This is a genomic window from Verrucomicrobiia bacterium (assembly GCA_019694135.1).
Classification (GTDB): domain Bacteria; phylum Verrucomicrobiota; class Verrucomicrobiia; order JADLBR01; family JAIBCM01; genus JAIBCM01.
Window position 1 is genome coordinate 30,401 of record JAIBCM010000002.1, and the last position, 17,714, is coordinate 48,114.

Here is a 17,714-nt window from a genome sequence, read left to right on the forward strand (position 1 = left end):
AATCTTTTAATGTTGAGTAGTTCCAAAGATGACTTGAATGGCTCCGGCTTCTGCAGCGGCTTTCATGACATCTTTGATTTGTTTCGCAGGGGTTTTTGCGTCGGCTCGCACGTAAATGATAAGAGGTGGAACATCGGTAAGGCGTTGTTTCAGATAGGCTTTTAATTCGCGCATATCCATTTGGCGTTCGCTAGCGAAGTATTGGCCTTTTTCATCGATATTGACTACATCTCGTCCACTTAAATCTTCCGGCACGACTGAGGACTGGGCGCGAGGCAAGTTAATATTCATGAGTTTCTGGCTTTTAGTTAGTTTGCCAGAGAGCATGAAGAAAAAGAGCAAGAGCATGGTGACGTCGATCATGGGCGCAATTTGAAGCCCCACTTCTTCGTGAGTCACTTTTCGCGGACGTTTGCGCTGGATTTGCTCTGCCATAATTTAATTTTATTAACTACTACTCTATTTAGACGTCATCAGGTTGTATTTCATTTAAGATTGGAAATCAGGCCCTACGGGTAAGGTGCTGCCATCATTTTCTCCTGCTGCAACGGCCGCAGCGGCTAACCCTTCCATGGTGACTTCACCTGTGAATAGATCAAGCATGGTGGAAACGGCTTTATGCACGTCGACCATTAAGGCTTGAGCTTTGCCGCGGAAGAAGAAGTAAAGGAACATGGAGGGAATCGCGAGCATCAAACCGCCGGCGGTTGCTACGAGCGCTTCACCAATACCGCCCGCCAGATCGGTGGCTTCGGCTTTACCGGCAGTCAACGCGCTAAAGGAGTTAATCATACCGCTTACCGTTCCTAACAACCCGATCATGGGCGCCATGACGGCGAGGGTGTTGAGGTAAGTGATGAGCACTTGCACTTTGGTTTCTTCATGGTAGACGGCATCAGCCACAGCGTTTTCCATGGCAGCTTTGTTAAACATATCTCTTTCAAAGTTTGCCTTGGTTAAAGCAGAGGTCAGCGTGTGGGCTAATGGCCCGGGATTTTCTTTGCAAATTTGAAAGGCGTTGGGGATGTTGCGTTGGCTCATGGTTAAGTTTAGTTGGTGGATAACGCTGTCTGGCAGGATTTTTTTTCTGCGTAATTGTAATCCTAAAAATCCGCCTAAAGCTACGCAACCGACTGAGCAAAGAGCGATGATGTGCATGATGGGACCTCCTTCATGGTAGAGGTCGAGCAAGCTTTTGCTGGATTCAACCTTAGGCGCGGCCCAGGTCGATTGCAAACCGAATGTGAGCCATGTCACAAGGATAAGACCGATGTAGTAAAGAGGTTTTAATGTTTTCATAGAGGTTATTGGGTTGTGGTTTCTTTTTCTTCGTTTTGTTCTTCTTCTTTCTCTTCAGTTTTTACTAAAGGTTTTAATTCTTTTAGCTTGGTTTGAGCACGTGCAAAGATGGAACTTTGCGGGTAATCGGCAATGATATCTTGCAACACTCTAACGGCTGCTGAAAGATTGGTTTCTGCCAGATAAACGCGCGATGCGCCCCATAAGCCGCGACCCACTTCTTCCTTGAGAGTTGGGTTGAATACGCGGTTATAGAGAAAATGATCCAAAGCAGCGGGATAATTTGTGCGTCCAAGCTCAACTTCGCCCAGTACTAATTGCACGAAGGCGACGATGGAAGAGTCTTTGGATTGCTCTTCCATTTGTTTGGCCATGACCATGGCTTCTTCGAAACGATTCAGGCCGGCCAAACATTTCACCTTTAATGGAGCGACAAGAAACTTTCTTTTTTGATTCCAGTCTTGAGCTTCGATTTGTTCCACAGCTTTGAGCGCTTCGTCGAATTGTTTTAGGTCGATCAGTGTTTCAGCGCGGGCAAATAACACCTCACCAGCAGGAGATTCTGGAATGGAAAGAAACGATTGCCAAAATTTCCAAAGCGGGTCGAGAGTTGTTAAGCGCGCGGCTGGATCAGTAGGCAGTTTGGATCGATCGAAAGTGGCTTCAAAAACGATTTTTTCGATTTGATCTAAATTGTAAGCGCTTTCGGCTTTGCCGCCTCGAAATTCAACTTGAATATAAACTTTATTTTTTTCGGAGCGTAAAACTTTGCCTTCAATTTCATCTAAAGTTTTTAAAACTACGAGATCTTGTGCATGAATAGAGGTTAAACCCGCAATAGCCATGAGGCCTAACACAAAACTGAGCTGAAAAAAATTCTGTGTTTTCATGAGGAGGTTGGCTTGGGTTCCGAAGCCGGGTTGACATTGGCGCCTGGTTTTAATTCGGCGAGTCTTTGTTGAGCAGCTTTATATTCTTCAAAACTTGCCAGATCTGCTTCTTTTAAGAAAGCTTCGTAAGTTTCAATCGCTTGAGGTTTTAATTGTAAGGTTTCGAGCGCTTTGCCGCGGGCTAAATAAGCTTTTGATACCCAGTCGCGGTAGCGAGCATAGAGAATGTAAATGCGTTCGTAATAAGCGCAGGCTTCTTTCGTTTTACCCATTTGCTCGTTGAGTTGGCCCAGTTGATAAAGCGCTTGCACCCAGGGCTTGCCCTTGGCAGCAGGAGTTTCCAATATTTTTTCCAAGGTTGCAATAGCTTCTGGAATGCGTTTTTGGTTTTTGTAAATTTCTACTTTGGATTCTAAGATTTTTGGTAGAAGGATGGAGGAGCCGGATTCAGCTTCAAAGCGATCAAACATAGCAAGCGCTTTAGTTTCATCTCCTTTTGCTAAGGCAATGAGGCCTAAGCCCGCTAGAGCACGATCGGTGAAACGAGTTTTTTTAGGAGTGTTGGCCAAGATATTCAAATAAGTTTCAGCTTCGGCATAGCGCTTTTCAGTGACTAACAGTTCTCCCAAGTCAATGCAGAGCCGTTGGGAAAGTTGTTCCGGTTTGAAGCGATCAGGACGGGCTAATTCTAAAAGCGCAAGACGGGCTTGATCCGGGTTGGAGCGACGTTGGAGTTGAGCAAGAAGCCAGAGATAACGCGCAGCTTGTATGGGTTTGCCAGCAGCAAGTAAGTTGTCCTTACCCTTTTCTAGCTCGCTGATCAGAGCTGCTTTATCGTCGACAGTGGGGAAAAGTTTGGCGTAGCCGATGAAAAGGTCTTCAACAAAATTGCTCTTCAGATCAGAGCCGTATTTTTCCAGGGCAAGTCGGTAAAAACGGCGCGCATCTTCAATTTGATCGAGTTGGCGCAAACCCCAACCGGTCCAGTGATAGGCTTCGACAACGCGACCACTATTCGGGTTTTTGTCGATAAATTTTTTGAAATGATCGACCATTTTTTCGTATTGTTCAGTAAGTCGAAGCGCTTTGCCAATTTGGAATTGTGCATATTCATAGAGTCGTTCGTTGGCTGGGCCGACTTCGCTAAACATTTTGATGCCTTCATCGGGATCGCCTTCAGCGAACCAAGCGTCACCAGCTAGGGCGCGCACTTCATCGGTGAGCGGGTTTTGAGGATAGGTTTTTACCCAGTCCACAAGTTTTTTGCGTGCTTCTTCATATTTTTTTTCGCCATAATCAGCGGCTGCCATGCGATAGATGGCTTCTTCTTTGAAGGTGCCTTGGGGATATTCTTTGAGATAAAGGTTGAATCGCGTGCGAATTTCAGGGTAGTTTTTTGCAAAAACGGCAGTCATGGCATTCCAATAGAGATTATTTTCTGCCAAGGGACTTTTAGGAAATTGTTGTCGGAAACGAGCAAAGGAATCGGTGGCTTCTTGATATTTTTCCAGAAAAAGCGCGCTGTAACCGGCCAAAAATAAAACGCGATCGGCTTGAGGAAATTGAGGATAAAGTTTGGTGTGTTTAGTAAAAACGTTATAGGCATCTTCAAAGCGGTTATTATTAAGATAAGCTTCGCCCTCGAGATAGGCGGCTTGAGGTGCGCGTGAGTCGTTGGGATAGCGTTTGATGAAAGAGGCGACGAGTTCTTGAACTTTGTCCCAACGTTGTAATTCCACAGCAGCTAGGATGGCGAGGTAATGACCGACTATGACCGGTTCGGTTCGGGGCTGGGTTTCGGCTACGGCTATAGCAGCGAGATAGCCTTCTCCAGGGCGTTCGCATTGCAGGGCGCATTGTGCGACACGTAAGTGACGGTTGAGATCGAAAGTTTCCATTTTGGTAAGATTTTCTTTCTCACGAATCAGGCCGTCTTTCATTTGTTGGAGTTGGAGCGCTTTAATGCTGAGCCCTTGAGCGTAACGGGTAAGTTGTTTTTCTACGTCAGTCAGTAGTTTTTCTTGTCTGTCCAAAATTTGAGCTTTGAGCGGGATGAAAAGGTAGCAGCGATAGGCTTTGTTGTATTCTCCATCTTCATAAAAATCGTCGCCTAATTGCATGGCCTGCAGAGCAAGAAGAGCTTGCTGACGAATGGGTTCGGGTTTGGCGCGCAAAATTTCTAGCACAGCCAGTGCGCCATCAAGATCACGGCTTTCGAGCAAGCTTTGCAAGCGCATGAGCATGGCGCGTTCAGCGGTTAAAGGGTCGCGCGTTTTACTGGCAATTTCAAAAAGTGCAGCAGCTTCTTTATATTTTTTTTCTTGGAATTGCGAGTTAGCCATTAACATTTGCGCTTCGGAAGTTTGCGGCGTGTTAGGATAGTTTTTTAAAAAAGTTTCAAAGGCGCTGATGGCTTCGCTGAATTTTCCTTGTTGATAGCGGGATAATCCTAGCCAGAAAGACATATCCGGCACGGCCTTGCCTTGTGGATATTCTTTAATATAGGTTTCAATGATGGGCTCGGCCGCTTCGGGTTTTTGTATTTGCAAATAAGACGCTGCGAGGAGAGGGTAAACTTCGGGTTTTACTTTTTGCGCTTCAGGACTGGAGCCATAGGAGGTTAAAAAATTTTCGTAAATTTTAGCCGCTTCTGGAAAATTTCCAGCATTAAAAGCGCTTGAGCCACGCTGTAAGAGATCATCCGCTGTGCCAGTGCCAGCTTGGTCTTGTGCGTTCGCCAGAGAGGAAATTATCCCTAACGCTACCATCATTACGAAACGCCGAATGCACTTCACTCTTTAAGTGTAATTTTGATAAGAAAAAAGACAAGGGAAATTCTATGAAAAAAATTATTGTTAATTTCTTTTTGATGGCAATAATAGGTGAGTATGGGCGAGCCAACTGTTTCTAATCCAGAATTAACCCCAGAACAACAAAAAACGCGTGAAGCTTTTTTGGAAATTATCAAAGAGATTGATAATGGAGTTAAAAAGGTGATGGATCATCCCTTGGTTAAAGGTTTAACCTCTCCTGCTTCTACTGAAGGTTGTCGAACTTCGGTTGAGCTTCAAAGTCATCAAGTGGCTTTGGGCTATGAGCATACTTCTGTGCGCGTTACACCAAAGGATGAAAAATATAAAGACGATCCTCGCTTTAGCCAGCTTGATGAAGATGGCAAGCGTTATGCTACGATAGGAGCTGGGCCTGTATATAATACTTTAGTTAGTGAATTGAACCGTCCTAAAGATGTGGGTCCTCATCCTGGGCGAATTCCTATGGGACCTAAGGATTGTAAAAAAGAGGCAGAAGTAATTGATACCGTTTTAGCTAAGGATGGAAATTATCAAGATGACTTAGATTATGATTTATTTCCTGCGAGTACCAAGGCAGACCAAGCTTGGTATTGGGCGGATGATAGTTTTAATTCCAATTCTTATGTTTCTGGTTTAATTGATGCTACTGGATTGCCTAAGCCGATTATTAATAGAGAAACGCATCCGGGATGGGATAAGCCGTTGCCAGCCGAAAATTTTAAGGATCGAACAGCTAAACCTATTTTATCTACTTTGAAAGAAGCTATTGCTGATAAAGTGCCTAAAGAACCTGCTTCACGATCAGAAAGAAATGAGCAGATGTGGAGGGATTTAGAACAAGGACCTAATCAATCCAACTATTCTGAAGAGCCCAACCAAAGCCTAATGCCGCCTGAAGAGGTCAATCAATCTCTACCTCAATCTCCAGGGTTAAGTATTTAATTTTTCTTTTCAGATATTAAAATTTTTGGAAAGGTTCTTGCCTTTATATGATATTAGAACTTTCCATTACCCTGGCAAAAATTGTTCTGCTGATTGGTGGGGTGTTAGGCATTGTGTCTTATACGGTTTTGGCAGAACGCAAAATTAGCGCGATGATTCAGGAGCGGGTGGGGCCCAATCGGGTTGGGCTGCCCTTCATTGGTTTGGGAAAATCTTTGGGTTTGGGACAACCTATAGCTGACACGCTTAAATTGATGTTGAAGGAACAATTTGTGCCTGCTGGCGTGAACAAATTTTATTATTGGCTTGCACCTGCGCTGGCCATGATGCCGGCGCTTATCACTATGGCGATGATTCCATTTGGTAGCGTGCTTGATTTTACTTTGCCGATTGCTGATATTGCGATTCGCACAAAAGGGGTGATAGCGGATATTAACATTGCTTTGTTACTTATTTTTGCGATTACATCACTTAGCGTTTATGGAATTACTTTGGCGGGTTGGGCTTCGAATTCTAAATATCCTTTTTTAGGAGGCATTCGTTCTAGTGCGCAGTTAATTTCTTACGAGTTAACGATGGGTTTATCTGTAGTGCCTATTTTTTTAATAGTGGGAGAATTAAATCTGGGCGCCATTGTTGAATATCAAATGAAAAATGGCTGGCTTGTGCTACCTTTTTTTGCAGAGCATTTGAATTGGAAAAATTTTGTTTATTTTATTCCTTTGAGTCTTTCGTTTATTTTATTTGTAGTAGCTGCTTTTGCAGAAACGAATCGTTTGCCTTTTGATATGCCGGAAGCGGAAACAGAGTTGGTTGGAGGCTATCACACCGAGTATGCGGCCATGAAATTTTCTTTATTTTTTCTTGGTGAATATATGGCGATGATTGTTGCCGCTTCGTTAGTGGTCACTTTATTTTTGGGAGGTTGGAGTTTGCCAGGATTCGGATTTTCTTTTATTCCCACAGGAGAAAAGGGAATTCTCTATGGCTTACTTAATATTGGGACTTTTCTGGTAAAGATGATTCTATTTCTCGCATTTTTTATTTTTATTCGATGGACTTTACCTCGGTTTCGTTACGATCAATTAATGAAATTGGGCTGGAAAGTGTTTCTGCCTTTGGCTTTGGCTAACGTTGTGGTTACGGCATTTTTGGTGGCTTTCATTAAGTAAGCGTTTTGCAATTTGCTACAGCAAGCGTAATTTAAAGAACAATCATGGAATGAACATTGTAATCCATCAATTTCTCTCGACCTTTTAAAAAGCTAAGCTCGATTACAAAAGTGATTTCTTGCAAGTCAGCTCCTAAACTTTTGATGAGATTAGCTGCTGCAGCTGCCGTACCGCCCGTGGCGAGAACATCGTCGACAAGAGCCACTTTTTGACCTGGCGCGATAGCATCTTCATGCACTGCTACTGTACTGGTACCGTATTCAAGTTGATATTCTTGTTCGATTGTTTTGTAAGGCAGTTTTCCTTTTTTTCGAATTGGCACAAAGCCAACCCCTAGTTGACATGCCACTGCTGCGCCAAAGATAAAACCTCGCGCATCAACACCGACGATAGTGTCGATTCTTTTTTTTGCGTAGCGCTCAACAATTAAATTAATGGTTAATCGAAAGAGTTGGCCCGATTGAAGAATGGGTGTGATATCGACAAATTTCACTCCGGGCTGAGGAAAATCATCCACCGTGCGAAGTGAGCGAGCGAGTCGGTTAATAGCGCTATTCATTTCCATAACGCGAGAACTTTAAACTAACTTTGATTGATAGAGCGAGACAAAACGGTTTGATGAGATGAAATTTGATTCATTAATGTTTCGACACGTTTTTGAGCGGCTTGCATTTTGGGGTAGCGTACGTCGCGATAACCCGAAACTTGTTCGGGTTGACGCAGTATTTCTACCCAAGTTGAGTAGAAATTATCATCCGACTCTTGAGTGAAACGTTCTACTAACTGTAAATACCAATCGCGAAATTGTTTTTCTTGTTTATGCCATTCGGGCAATAGCTTGCGAAGAAATTTAGCTTGCTTCATCAAATGCAACATCCAATCGCGGCTGCGCAGTTTAAATTTTATTTTTTGACCAGCGATGACGAATTCAGGTCGGTTAAGATGGCTATAAACAATGCGATCACCGCGAGAAGGATCGACATGATAACGCTCGTAATCGAGTTGATATTTTTCTTCGCGAGTGAGTAAGTAAGCGACGTAAATTTCATCTTTAATGGCCATGACTTTAAATGCGTTCCAAATTATGGCTTTCGTGGCAGCGTAATCGTGTTTGGCAGTATCTTGTTGATAGGCGGCATGCACCGTTTGGATATAACGTTCCGCATAAGCAGCATTTTCATAAAGAAGCAGCTCATAAATACGCAAAGCAAATTGACGCAATATTTCTTCATCCAGATGTAAGGGCGTGATAGCTTGAGTCGTTAAACGCCATAGCGTGCGTGCGAGTTGCTGTCCTTTTTTACCTTGTTTTTGGAGTAAAGCCGATTTTTCAGCAATGACATCATGATAGGTTTTGACAGGTTTCGCTTGTAATTCGGCTTGATGACAAACAACGTAACGCCCGAGATTAAATGCCTTCCAATTATCCGTGCCCGCAGCGCCCATGGTTTCTTTGATGGCCCATTCCAAACTAGGCAAAGAGAGCGGAAGTTCACCGCGTTGAAAGGCCGCGCCAATCATGATGATATTTGCGTAAAGTTTTGTGCCAAAATATTTCTCTGAAATTTCAGAAATATTGAAAGAAAAATAGCGATCCGGATGTGTGTATTGTCGAACGGTTTGTTCTATAGTCGAAATACAAAAATCGGCTTTGCCGAGCAGGGTGTAAATAGTGGGAGTTTTGTGCGTGTTAAGAATAGCTCCAGTGCGATGAGGGGATCCTACGCGTTGATTGATTTTAGGATCAAGTCCACGTGCGGCCTCCAAGGGATCAATGCCTAAAATGAGATCGGCTTTGCCATAAGGAATTAGCGCAGAAGTGTGATTTTCTCCTTCTTTGAGATAAGTGATGTAGGCGTAAACACCGCCGTTTCGAATGGCTAACCCGTTTTTATCGCAAAAAATAACGCGATAACCTTCGCGATGACCTGCCCGCACCAAAGTTGCCGTGCTGGTGGCAATGCCCATGCCTCCGACTCCGGCAAGGTAAGCACGCCAGGAATGAGAGAAAGAAGGGATTTTGGGAAGAGGCAAATCTTCCAAATGTAATGCTTCAAGTTTAGGGCTAGGTTTTTCGTGACGAATGATTGTGATTTCCTCGAAAGAAGGGCAGGCATAAATTTTCGTGCAAGCGGTATCAGCTACGCACCAGGAGAGATCAGTTTGAATTTTTCGACCGAGATTAGTTTCGGTAAAGGTTAAGCCCGGACAGCCGGTAGCCATTGTACATTCCAGACAGTTTTCACAAACGTCGGCAGTTACATTAATAAATCGTTTCGTTCGTAAATAACCTTTTTGCCGAATTTCGCGTCGTTCCATTTGATTGTTGCGACGATGGTAAGTGATACCACACTCTTTATCGGCAATGATAATTTTAACTCCATCTTTCAGGATCGTTTCTTCCAAGAGAGTGCGGTATTGGTCTCGTGCTTCAGGATTAACACGAATGATTTCGATGTGAGTTTGTTCTGCGATGGCTTGAATGATTTTGTCGATGCTTTGTGTAAAAGTGTCATTGCCCAAAATATCTTTTTCTAAACCGGGCGTGGTTTGGTGTCCGGTCATAGCCGTGGTTTTGTTATCGAGAATAATGTAGGTGATATCTTGACCATTTTTTACAGAGTTGGAGATGGCAAGTTGGCCACTATGGAAAAAAGTGGAATCGCCCATGAAAACAACTTGTTTATTGCTGATAAAAGGATCAATGCCCAAACCTGTACCGCCTCCTAGCCCCATGCCACTGTAGTTGTGCATTAAATCCTTAGTGGGTTCGAACATCAACATGGTGTAACAACCGGTGTCACCATGAAAAACAAGGTCGATCGGATTTTTGCGATGTTTTTGACGCATGTAATCAGCGTTTAAAAAATCACGTTTTACTTCTACCAGCACCGAAGCTGAATCGCGATGAGGACAGCCTGGACAAAAAGTCGGTGTGCGTGGCGTGAGATCGACATCGTAAGCGGCATTTTCGGCGAGCAAAGCTAATTCGACTTCAATTTGCTGTTGTTTTTTCTCGAAGATAGGATGATTAATTTTTTGAAATAAAGGCGCTAACTGTTCCAAAACCAGGGAGGGATTTAAACCGCGATGCTCGGGCATGCCTGGCAGTTGAAAAGGAAATTTTTTGCCATGAATTTTTAATGGTAACCCTTTCTGATTAGCAAGATTTGCTAGCTGTTCTTCAATAAAACCACGACGTTCTTCAACTACGACAACTTGATCACTTAGAGTGGCCAATTTATCTAAATGTTCGGGATTGATAGGATAAGTAATTCCCAATTTGAGAATGGGCAACTCATCTTCTAGTCCCAATTCCGCTAAAGCATGTTGCAAGTAAGTATAAGCCATCGCGGATGAAACCAAAACCAAAGGAAACTTTGTAGTGGGGGATGGAGGGTTAGGGACGAACCATTGATCTACACCATATTTTTCCGCGCTTTGCCACAAACGTTCATAGCGCGAAGGCAGATCCTGCTCCTTGCGCCAGGTGCGTGGTGGAAGAAGCACTTTATTTTCAAAATCGACTTGAGCGGTTTCGAGATGAACTTGATTGTCTGTATTGATTCGCGGGAAATGATTTTTTTTCACTCGAACTGTTCCACCTCCATCGGCTAAATTGGTGGTGACAAGGTAGCTAATGTAAAGTTCTGACTCGCGCGAAAGTTTGAATCCAAGATCAATCCAATCTTTCATTTCTTGGGGTGTGCTGGGTTCTAGCACGGGCATGAAAAGATGTTTGCTAAGAAAACGGGAATCGGCAGGAACTTGGGTAGAATCGCTCCAGGGATCATCGCCCATGACAACCACTACGCCTCCTTCGGGATGAGCACCGCCAAGATTCCCTAAGGCTAAAGCATCCGACGCAACATGTACGCCTACACTTTTCATGACGGTAATTGCGCGCAACCCTAACATTTGGGAGCCGTTAACCATCGCTGCAGAAAGCGCTTCGTTATGAGCCATAATGGCTTTAATCCCATAATGTTTGGGAATTTCTTGAATCGCTTCAATCGTGTCAAAGAATCCGGCAACGGGTGATCCGGGGTAACCCGTCCATAAATGCGTGCCGCCTTCTGTTTCCAGAAGACCTTTTACCAGGAGTTCGTTACCCAAAAAAATTTCGAGACCTTCTTCCTTAAGGAAGCGGGAGTCGACCTTAGCGAGAGAGCTGCTTTTGGCCATAAGCAGACTTTATGGCAATTTAGAGGAGTGGCAACTGATTTTTGCCTTTTTAGTTTGTAATTTGATGGGTTGAAGGCTTCGAGGTTGCCCTACGCGCTTTCTTGTGTAAAATTGATGAAATGATTTCAGAACGTCGTGTCGTGGTCGGTATGAGTGGAGGTGTAGACTCCAGTGTTGCGGCTTATTTGTTGAAGGCGCAGGGTTACGACGTCATTGGGGTTACGATGAAAGTTTGGCCGCAGGATTGTATGTCGCGCGCTGAAGATAAATGTTGTGGGCCTCAAGCTGTGGCCGATGCGCGTGGAGTGGCGCATGCTTTGGGTATTCCGCATTATGTGGTAGATGAAGCGGAGGCATTTGAGAAGACGGTGATTGATTATTTTGCTAGCGAATATCAACAGGGGCGAACACCCAATCCGTGTGTGATGTGCAATGAAAAGTTGAAGTTTGGCAATTTGATGGAAAAGGCAACGCGTTTGGGAGCGAAGTATATTGCTACGGGTCATTACGCGCAGATTGTTGAGGAAAGTGGGCAATTTATTTTGAAGCGGGGCGTGGATGCAAGAAAGGATCAATCTTATTTTCTTTTTAGTTTGCGTCAGGAACAGTTAGCGCGATCGCTGATGCCGATTGGCGATAAAACGAAAACGGAAATTCGTGCTATTGCTGAAAAATTGGGTTTGAAGGTGTATGACAAAGAAGAGAGTCAGGAAATTTGTTTTGTTCCAGGGAATGATTATACCGATTTTTTGCGGAGCCATGTAGGGGCCGAAAATTTTCGTAAGGGAGGAATTTACGACTTGCAGGGCAACTATCTTGGGGAGCATGAGGGGATTGAGTTTTATACGATCGGTCAGCGCAAAGGATTAGGTGGGGGCAGTCAAGGTCCGCGTTATGTGGTGGATATTGATGCCAAGCAGCATCGTGTGATTGTGGGTGGTGCGAATGATTTATTACGAGATTCTTTTACGATTGGGCGTTGTCTGTGGCATTTTAAAGGATCGGTGCCAGATGCTTTTGACGTGGAAGTAAAAGTTCGTCATCAGCATGCGAGTTGTTCTGCAACAGTTTTTCCTCAAGCCAATCAAGCGGCTTTGGTAAAATTAAAGGAACCGCAACGAGCGATAACTCCAGGGCAAGCGGCGGTGTGTTATCTCGGTGATCGAGTCATGGGGGGAGGATGGATTGAAAGAGAAGTTGCTCTTTTAGCAAAAGAAACTGCTGTTGCCACGATAGGAAAATGAGCGAGTCCATTTGCGAAGTTTGGACAACGGTGCCGAATGCGGAGGTGGGGCATCGACTGATGCAAGGAGTTTTGGAAAAAAAATTAGCTGCCTGTGTTAGTTTTTTGCCCGCTTTAGAAAGTGCTTATTGGTGGGAAGGAAAAATAGAACATGCTCAGGAAGGTTTGTTGATGATTAAGACAACGGTTGAGCACGTAAAAGCCGTTGAAGAATGGATTGCTGCCAATCATCCTTATGATTGTCCTGCTATCGTTACCCTGCCCATATTGGCAGGGTATCAAGATTATGTTTCCTGGATTAGAGAAACAGTTTCTAAGCGGTCATAGCGGTTAAGGAAACTTTTTCTGTCATGGCAAGCTCCAGTTTCTTTAGGCTCATGTTTTGGAGTTGGCGAATGCGCTCGCGAGTGACTTTAAATTTTTCTCCCACCTCTTCCAGGGTCATGGCTTTTTTACCATCGAGTCCATAACGCATGCGAAGGATGATTTGTTCGCGAGGATCTAGCATTTGAATAAGTTTCAGCATTTGCTTAGTTAGTTCTTGATTGGAAATTAAGTCATCAGGCCTACGCGTATTTTCGTCACCGATGATTTCGCCTAGCTCCGAGATGCCTTCTTCGCCAATTTTTGTGTTGAGAGAAGCAGTTTGCATGCCGGCGGTTCGAAGCCTGGCAACCTTTGTTGTTGTGGTGTGCATTTCTTCGGCTAACTCTTCGTCGGTAGGCTCGCGTCCAAATTCTTCATTTAATTGAGCGGTGATACGACGCATTTTAGCAATTTTATCAGACAAATGAACTGGCAAACGGATGGTTTTACCTTGATCTGATAAGGCGCGTCTCACAGCTTGTTTAATCCACCATGCGCCATAAGTGCTGAGTTTAGCGCCTTTTTTGGGATCAAACCGTTCAATGGCTTTAATGAGGCCTAAGTTGCCCTCAGAAATAAGGTCCAAAAGCGGAACTCCGTAATGGGCATATTCCTGAGCGATTTTGACGACCAGGCGAAGGTTGGCGCTAATCATTTTTTTGCGCGCTTCATCTCCCGAACGTATTTGTTTTTTTAGCCGAATGATGAACGTCTTATCTCTTTTAATTTTTACGGCTTGTTTTAACTGTTTTTCAGCTTTTAACCCTTTATGAATTAATTTCGCTAATTCGATTTCTTCTTCAGCGGTTAAAAGCTCGACTTCTCCGATCTCCCGTAAATATTGTTGGAGTGGAGTGCTAAGTTCACTGCTTGATGTAGTTATTAAGCTCATTTCATCTAGCATCATAACACGAAATCTGAAGTTGTCTAGAAAAAACCGACCAACCGGTATTTTTTGTAAGTTTTTCTAATATATCGATGCTTTTTCTTTACAGGCTGACTTATAACTTAAAATAGAGGCATTTTCGAAGGGGAAATAGTATTCAAATTTTAAACCGGTTGGTCGGTTTAAATAGAGCCTAACTATTAAGTGAATGAATTTAGTTTTTTCTTCGAAATTTTCTTTTAAATACCCATAAGCCCCTAATGGGAACTGGCATCCTCCTCCAAAACCTGCTAAAAATTGACGTTCAGTTTCTACGCAACAGCGTGTGATGGGATCATCTAAGGATTGTGCCAAGGCTTGGCTTTGGGAGTCATGAGTGCGAGTTTGTATAGCGAGTGCTCCTTGTCCTGGAGAGGGTAGTAAAATGTCGTAACTGAGCGGAATGATTTTGAGGTTCGAAGTTTCCGGCGATAATCTTTCTAATCCTGCTGCGGCTAAAACTAGGCCATGCCAATCGGAATTTTGTTCCAATTTTTTAAGGCGCGTGTCGATGTTGCCGCGAATTGCACTAAATTGTAAATCAGGTCGCAATCGCAGCAATTCTTGTTGTCGTCGAGGACTACCTGTTGCTAAGTGCGCATTCTTTGGCAAATCTTCAAATCGGGTTTCATATCGGGTGATTAGCACATCGTGAGCACTCGCTCGTTGTGGAATGGCAGCAATGGTAAGTTCAGGTGTTAGCTCCGTGGGTAAATCTTTTAAACTGTGCACAGCAAAATCAATTTCTTTTGTGAGTAGTGCGTTCTCCAATTCTTTCGTGAATAAACCTTTGCTTAAGGGCGTAGTCGAAGAAGTGATTGCAGATTCATTTTGTTTTTGTAGTTGATCACCTTGAGTTTTGATAAGTCGAAGTTCAAAAGTTTGACTGGGAAAGTTTTTCTGTAGTTGATCTTTTACCCAAGTGGTTTGAGCCAATGCCAAGGCGCTGCCTCGTGTCCCAATAATAAAAGGTTTCATCAAGCAGTTTAAGGAACCTTAGAGAATTGAGGTAAGGAAGGGCTATCAGAAGGAAAGGCCAGTTGACACCAGTTCATAAAATGTTCTACTTGTTCTTGAATAATTTTTTCCCCTTGTTGAATCGCAGCTTGACGTTCGGCGAGATTTTTATCGGCAATGGAACGGAGATCATCAATATTATAAAGATAAACGTCATCTTTTTGTGCGAGAATAGGGTCGATGTCGCGAGGGACAGCGAGATCGATTAAAAATAGCGAGCGCGCTTTTCGTTTTTCTAAAATAGGCAAACATTTTTCAGCAGTCATCACGTAATGAGGGGCGGATGTGGAACTGATCACAATATCAGCTTCTAATAATTCTTGATCCCAATTTTCAAAAGGAACCGCTTTACCGCCTAGTTCCGTAGCAAGTTCTTGGGCGTGGTCGAAAGTGCGATTGGCTACAATTACAGCCTGAATCCCACGTGCAACTAGGGCTCGTGCAGTTTTTTCGCTGGTTTCTCCAGCGCCAAGTAATACGACTTTGCGATGCGATAAATCGCCAAAAATCTGTGCAGCAAGTTCCACGGCTGTTGATCCCACCGAAATGCTACCGCGAGTGATGTCGGTTTGATTGCGGACTTTTTTTCCCGTTTGAAAAGCAGTTTGAAATAATCGGTGCAACGTTTTGTTGACTAACTTTAAATCATGCGCTTGGGCGTAGGCTTGTTTGAGTTGACCCAAGATTTCGGTTTCGCCCAAGACCATGGATTCCAAACCCGAAGCGACGCGGAATAGATGTTGAACAGCACGAACGCCTTTGCGAGTCCAAAATTGATCTAATCCATTTTCGCAATTTTCGTTAAGCAAAGCAAATAAACCGTGCAAATAAGTAAAGGGATTGGAATGAGTCGTCATCACACTGTAAAATTCGATGCGGTTACAAGTAGAAAGAGTCACCCAACCCTGAATGCCTTCTTGTTTTTTTAGCCAGGTGCTGATTTCAATCTGTTGCGAAGCGTTTAAAGCCAATCGTTCACGCACTTCTACGGGCGCTTCGCGATGACTCAAACCTAGACAAATAATTTCTTCCATAGCTATTTAAAAACTTTATGAATAGGGAATGTGTTTCGTATTCCAAAATGTTGACAATAGTATAACATAAATCAGCAAGGAAAACAGAGCCGTTTTCTTGTTGCTCAAGCGTTGTAGCGAACTTAAGACGAGCAAGCCCAGATACAAAACCCAAACGCTGGCCGCCCAAATTAAGATGAGCCAGTTGCGTGTTCCCCAAATAAATAATCCTGCCGTGATTCCCAAAGTTAATAATGTTAACCCGTAGGCAAGTAAATGGCGTTGCACGCGTGCCAATTCATGAAGCGAAGGCCAACGAGCAAGCCAGCCAGTAAATTGTTTGCGTTTCAGCCAGTTTTCTTGAAGTAAGAAAACGGCGCCTGTTAATCCTGCTAAGCCTAAAGCGCCATAGGCTAAGATATTTAGGGCTGCGTGCAGTTCCAGGGCAGGATTTTTAGGAAAGCTGAGAGCCACTTTATCAGGAATGAATAGTTGAGTTGATAGTAAAATTAAGCAAATAGCAGGTGCTGTCAAAGCTCCTAGCAAGGTCATTCGATAGAGAGGGCCAACGATCAGATAAGCTAAACCTAAAGACCAAGCCACAAAGACCAGGATTTCAAATAAAGTTGAAACAGGGCAATGCTGAATGACATGACCCCGTTGAATCAAAAAAGTGGTATGAAACCCCATGGCCATTACGAAACAACTGAATAAAAGAGGCGTAGGCTTAAAAAGACGACTTGGCACTCGGTAAAAACTTCCGATAAAAGCTAACCCATACCCTAACGTTGCTAAAGCAAGCCAAAACCGATCTGACATAGGATTTAATCTAGCGAAAAAAACTAATAACTAAAAGCTGAAAGCTAATGGTTGAAAAAAGTTACCCTCCGCAAGGAGTTGCCCGACATGGACTCGAACCATGAATAACGCCTCCAAAGGGCGCTGTGTTACCATTACACCATCGGGCACTGTTTTAACCGAGATTGACTTCGGTAATGAAAGCAGCATTGCCGAATTTCTTTTGAAATTCAAGTTTGAGTTTTAAAAAATCGCAATTTTTTTCTAGTAACCCAAACATCGTGGCGCCGCTGCCGCTCATCATGGCAGCAAAAATGCCAGGTTGAGATTTGAGCCAGATTTTAATTTCTGGCAAAAGAAAATATTTGGAGAAAACGGCGGGTTCCAGATCGTTGCGCATTTCGCCCCATGGAAACTTTCCTTCCGCATCTCCTTTTTTTGCAGAGTGGGTGTGATAAGTTTGATAAGCCCATGCAGTGGGGACACCAAAACCGGGATTAATTAAAACTGCGCGTCTTGGTAAGTCTTCCAAATGAGAAAGAGGCGAAAGCTTCTCACCGCGTCCTTGGCAACGCGCAACCGGTTCGCCTAGGAAGAAAGAAACATCGCTTCCTAATTGGGTGGCTAAAGCGAGGAGTTTTTCTAGAGAAAGTGGGCTTTGAAATAGTTCATTAAGCCCTTTCAAGGTATAAGCAGCATCGCTACTACCACCACCCAGTCCACCGCCACTAGGGATTTTTTTTTCTAAAACAATTTTTATGCTATCCGCAATACCAGTATGTTCACGAAATAAATTTGCAGCTTTTACGACCAAATTATCAGCATTGATAGGCAGATTCGGGTCAGAACAAAGAAATTCCAAGTCGTGACTGGTGGAAGTTGTTTCAATAAGAAGGCGATCTTTTAGGGTGGTGCAAATCATGAGCGTGTCAATTTCATGAAAGCCGTCGGAACGTTTGCCCAGTAAATATAAAAATAAATTGATTTTTGCAGGGGGAAAAAGCTCGAGCTTAGACATGAGAAGACTGTTCTAGAAAAATGGGTTCAGAGC

At 43.6% G+C, this 17,714-nt stretch carries 15 protein-coding genes and 1 tRNA gene; 4 read left to right on the forward strand and 12 right to left on the reverse strand.

The window, feature by feature from the left end; genetic code table 11:
- Positions 1 to 6: 6 nt before the first annotated feature.
- From K1X66_02610 to K1X66_02625, 4 genes are read right to left on the reverse strand one after another with little or no spacing between them, the layout of a single operon-like run.
- On the reverse strand, positions 7 to 435 hold the full coding sequence (locus tag K1X66_02610; protein ID MBX7157267.1) for a biopolymer transporter ExbD: 429 nt from the start codon (positions 433 to 435) through the stop codon (positions 7 to 9).
- A gap of 54 nt (positions 436 to 489) precedes the next feature.
- Positions 490 to 1,257: a MotA/TolQ/ExbB proton channel family protein gene (locus K1X66_02615; GenBank protein ID MBX7157268.1), complete on the reverse strand. Its 768-nt coding sequence runs from the start codon at positions 1,255 to 1,257 to the stop codon at positions 490 to 492.
- Positions 1,258 to 1,304: 47 nt separating this feature from the next.
- Complete coding sequence (locus tag K1X66_02620; protein ID MBX7157269.1) at positions 1,305 to 2,189, reverse strand: hypothetical protein; 885 nt, start codon at positions 2,187 to 2,189, stop codon at positions 1,305 to 1,307.
- The gene (locus K1X66_02625) at positions 2,186 to 4,984 is read right to left on the reverse strand and encodes a tetratricopeptide repeat protein (GenBank protein MBX7157270.1); all 2,799 of its coding nucleotides are present in this window, start codon (positions 4,982 to 4,984) and stop codon (positions 2,186 to 2,188) included. The genes K1X66_02620 and K1X66_02625 overlap by 4 nt, the downstream gene beginning before the upstream one ends.
- Positions 4,985 to 5,077: 93 nt before the next feature.
- Here K1X66_02625 and K1X66_02630 point away from each other — a divergent pair, with 93 nt between their 5' ends.
- Positions 5,078 to 5,944 (forward strand): hypothetical protein, encoded by an 867-nt coding sequence (locus K1X66_02630; protein ID MBX7157271.1) that lies wholly within the window; start codon positions 5,078 to 5,080, stop codon positions 5,942 to 5,944.
- Positions 5,945 to 5,991: 47 nt separating this feature from the next.
- Positions 5,992 to 7,116, forward strand: coding sequence for an NADH-quinone oxidoreductase subunit H (locus K1X66_02635; protein ID MBX7157272.1), 1,125 nt, complete (start codon positions 5,992 to 5,994; stop codon positions 7,114 to 7,116).
- Positions 7,117 to 7,147: 31 nt separating this feature from the next.
- Here the strand turns inward: K1X66_02635 and K1X66_02640 are convergent, their stop codons facing one another.
- Positions 7,148 to 7,681: an adenine phosphoribosyltransferase gene (locus tag K1X66_02640; protein ID MBX7157273.1), complete on the reverse strand. Its 534-nt coding sequence runs from the start codon at positions 7,679 to 7,681 to the stop codon at positions 7,148 to 7,150.
- A 17-nt stretch (positions 7,682 to 7,698) separates the two neighbouring features.
- Positions 7,699 to 11,301, reverse strand: a complete 3,603-nt coding sequence (locus K1X66_02645; protein ID MBX7157274.1) for a 2-oxoacid:acceptor oxidoreductase family protein — start codon at positions 11,299 to 11,301, stop codon at positions 7,699 to 7,701.
- Positions 11,302 to 11,420: 119 nt separating this feature from the next.
- On the opposite strand from K1X66_02645, the gene mnmA reads away from it, so the two are divergent.
- Both mnmA and K1X66_02655 read left to right on the forward strand, forming a co-directional pair.
- On the forward strand, positions 11,421 to 12,545 hold the full coding sequence (gene mnmA, locus K1X66_02650; GenBank protein ID MBX7157275.1) for a tRNA 2-thiouridine(34) synthase MnmA: 1,125 nt from the start codon (positions 11,421 to 11,423) through the stop codon (positions 12,543 to 12,545).
- The gene (locus tag K1X66_02655; GenBank protein ID MBX7157276.1) at positions 12,542 to 12,871 is read left to right on the forward strand and encodes a divalent-cation tolerance protein CutA; all 330 of its coding nucleotides are present in this window, start codon (positions 12,542 to 12,544) and stop codon (positions 12,869 to 12,871) included. The genes mnmA and K1X66_02655 overlap by 4 nt, the downstream gene beginning before the upstream one ends.
- On the opposite strand, the gene K1X66_02660 is transcribed toward K1X66_02655, so the two are convergent.
- The 6 genes from K1X66_02660 to ispE form a co-directional block, all read right to left on the reverse strand.
- A complete protein-coding gene (locus tag K1X66_02660) occupies positions 12,858 to 13,802 on the reverse strand; it encodes a sigma-70 family RNA polymerase sigma factor (GenBank protein ID MBX7157277.1) in 945 nt (314 codons plus the stop codon). The two genes, K1X66_02655 and K1X66_02660, sit on opposite strands and share 14 nt — an antisense overlap.
- A 75-nt stretch (positions 13,803 to 13,877) precedes the next feature.
- Entirely contained in the window at positions 13,878 to 14,813 is a 936-nt protein-coding gene (gene hemC, locus K1X66_02665) for a hydroxymethylbilane synthase (protein ID MBX7157278.1), read from the reverse strand.
- Positions 14,814 to 14,821: 8 nt separating this feature from the next.
- Positions 14,822 to 15,886 carry a glutamyl-tRNA reductase gene (gene hemA / locus K1X66_02670; GenBank protein MBX7157279.1) on the reverse strand — a complete coding sequence of 355 codons (1,065 nt, stop codon included), beginning with the start codon at positions 15,884 to 15,886 and terminating at the stop codon, positions 14,822 to 14,824.
- Positions 15,887 to 15,901: 15 nt separating this feature from the next.
- Complete coding sequence (gene ccsA / locus K1X66_02675; GenBank protein ID MBX7157280.1) at positions 15,902 to 16,684, reverse strand: cytochrome c biogenesis protein CcsA; 783 nt, start codon at positions 16,682 to 16,684, stop codon at positions 15,902 to 15,904.
- Positions 16,685 to 16,762: 78 nt separating this feature from the next.
- Positions 16,763 to 16,833: transfer RNA gene (locus K1X66_02680), tRNA-Gln, on the reverse strand.
- A 5-nt stretch (positions 16,834 to 16,838) separates the two neighbouring features.
- Positions 16,839 to 17,681, reverse strand: a complete 843-nt coding sequence (ispE, locus tag K1X66_02685) for a 4-(cytidine 5'-diphospho)-2-C-methyl-D-erythritol kinase (GenBank protein ID MBX7157281.1) — start codon at positions 17,679 to 17,681, stop codon at positions 16,839 to 16,841.
- Between the last annotated feature and the right edge of the window lie 33 nt (positions 17,682 to 17,714).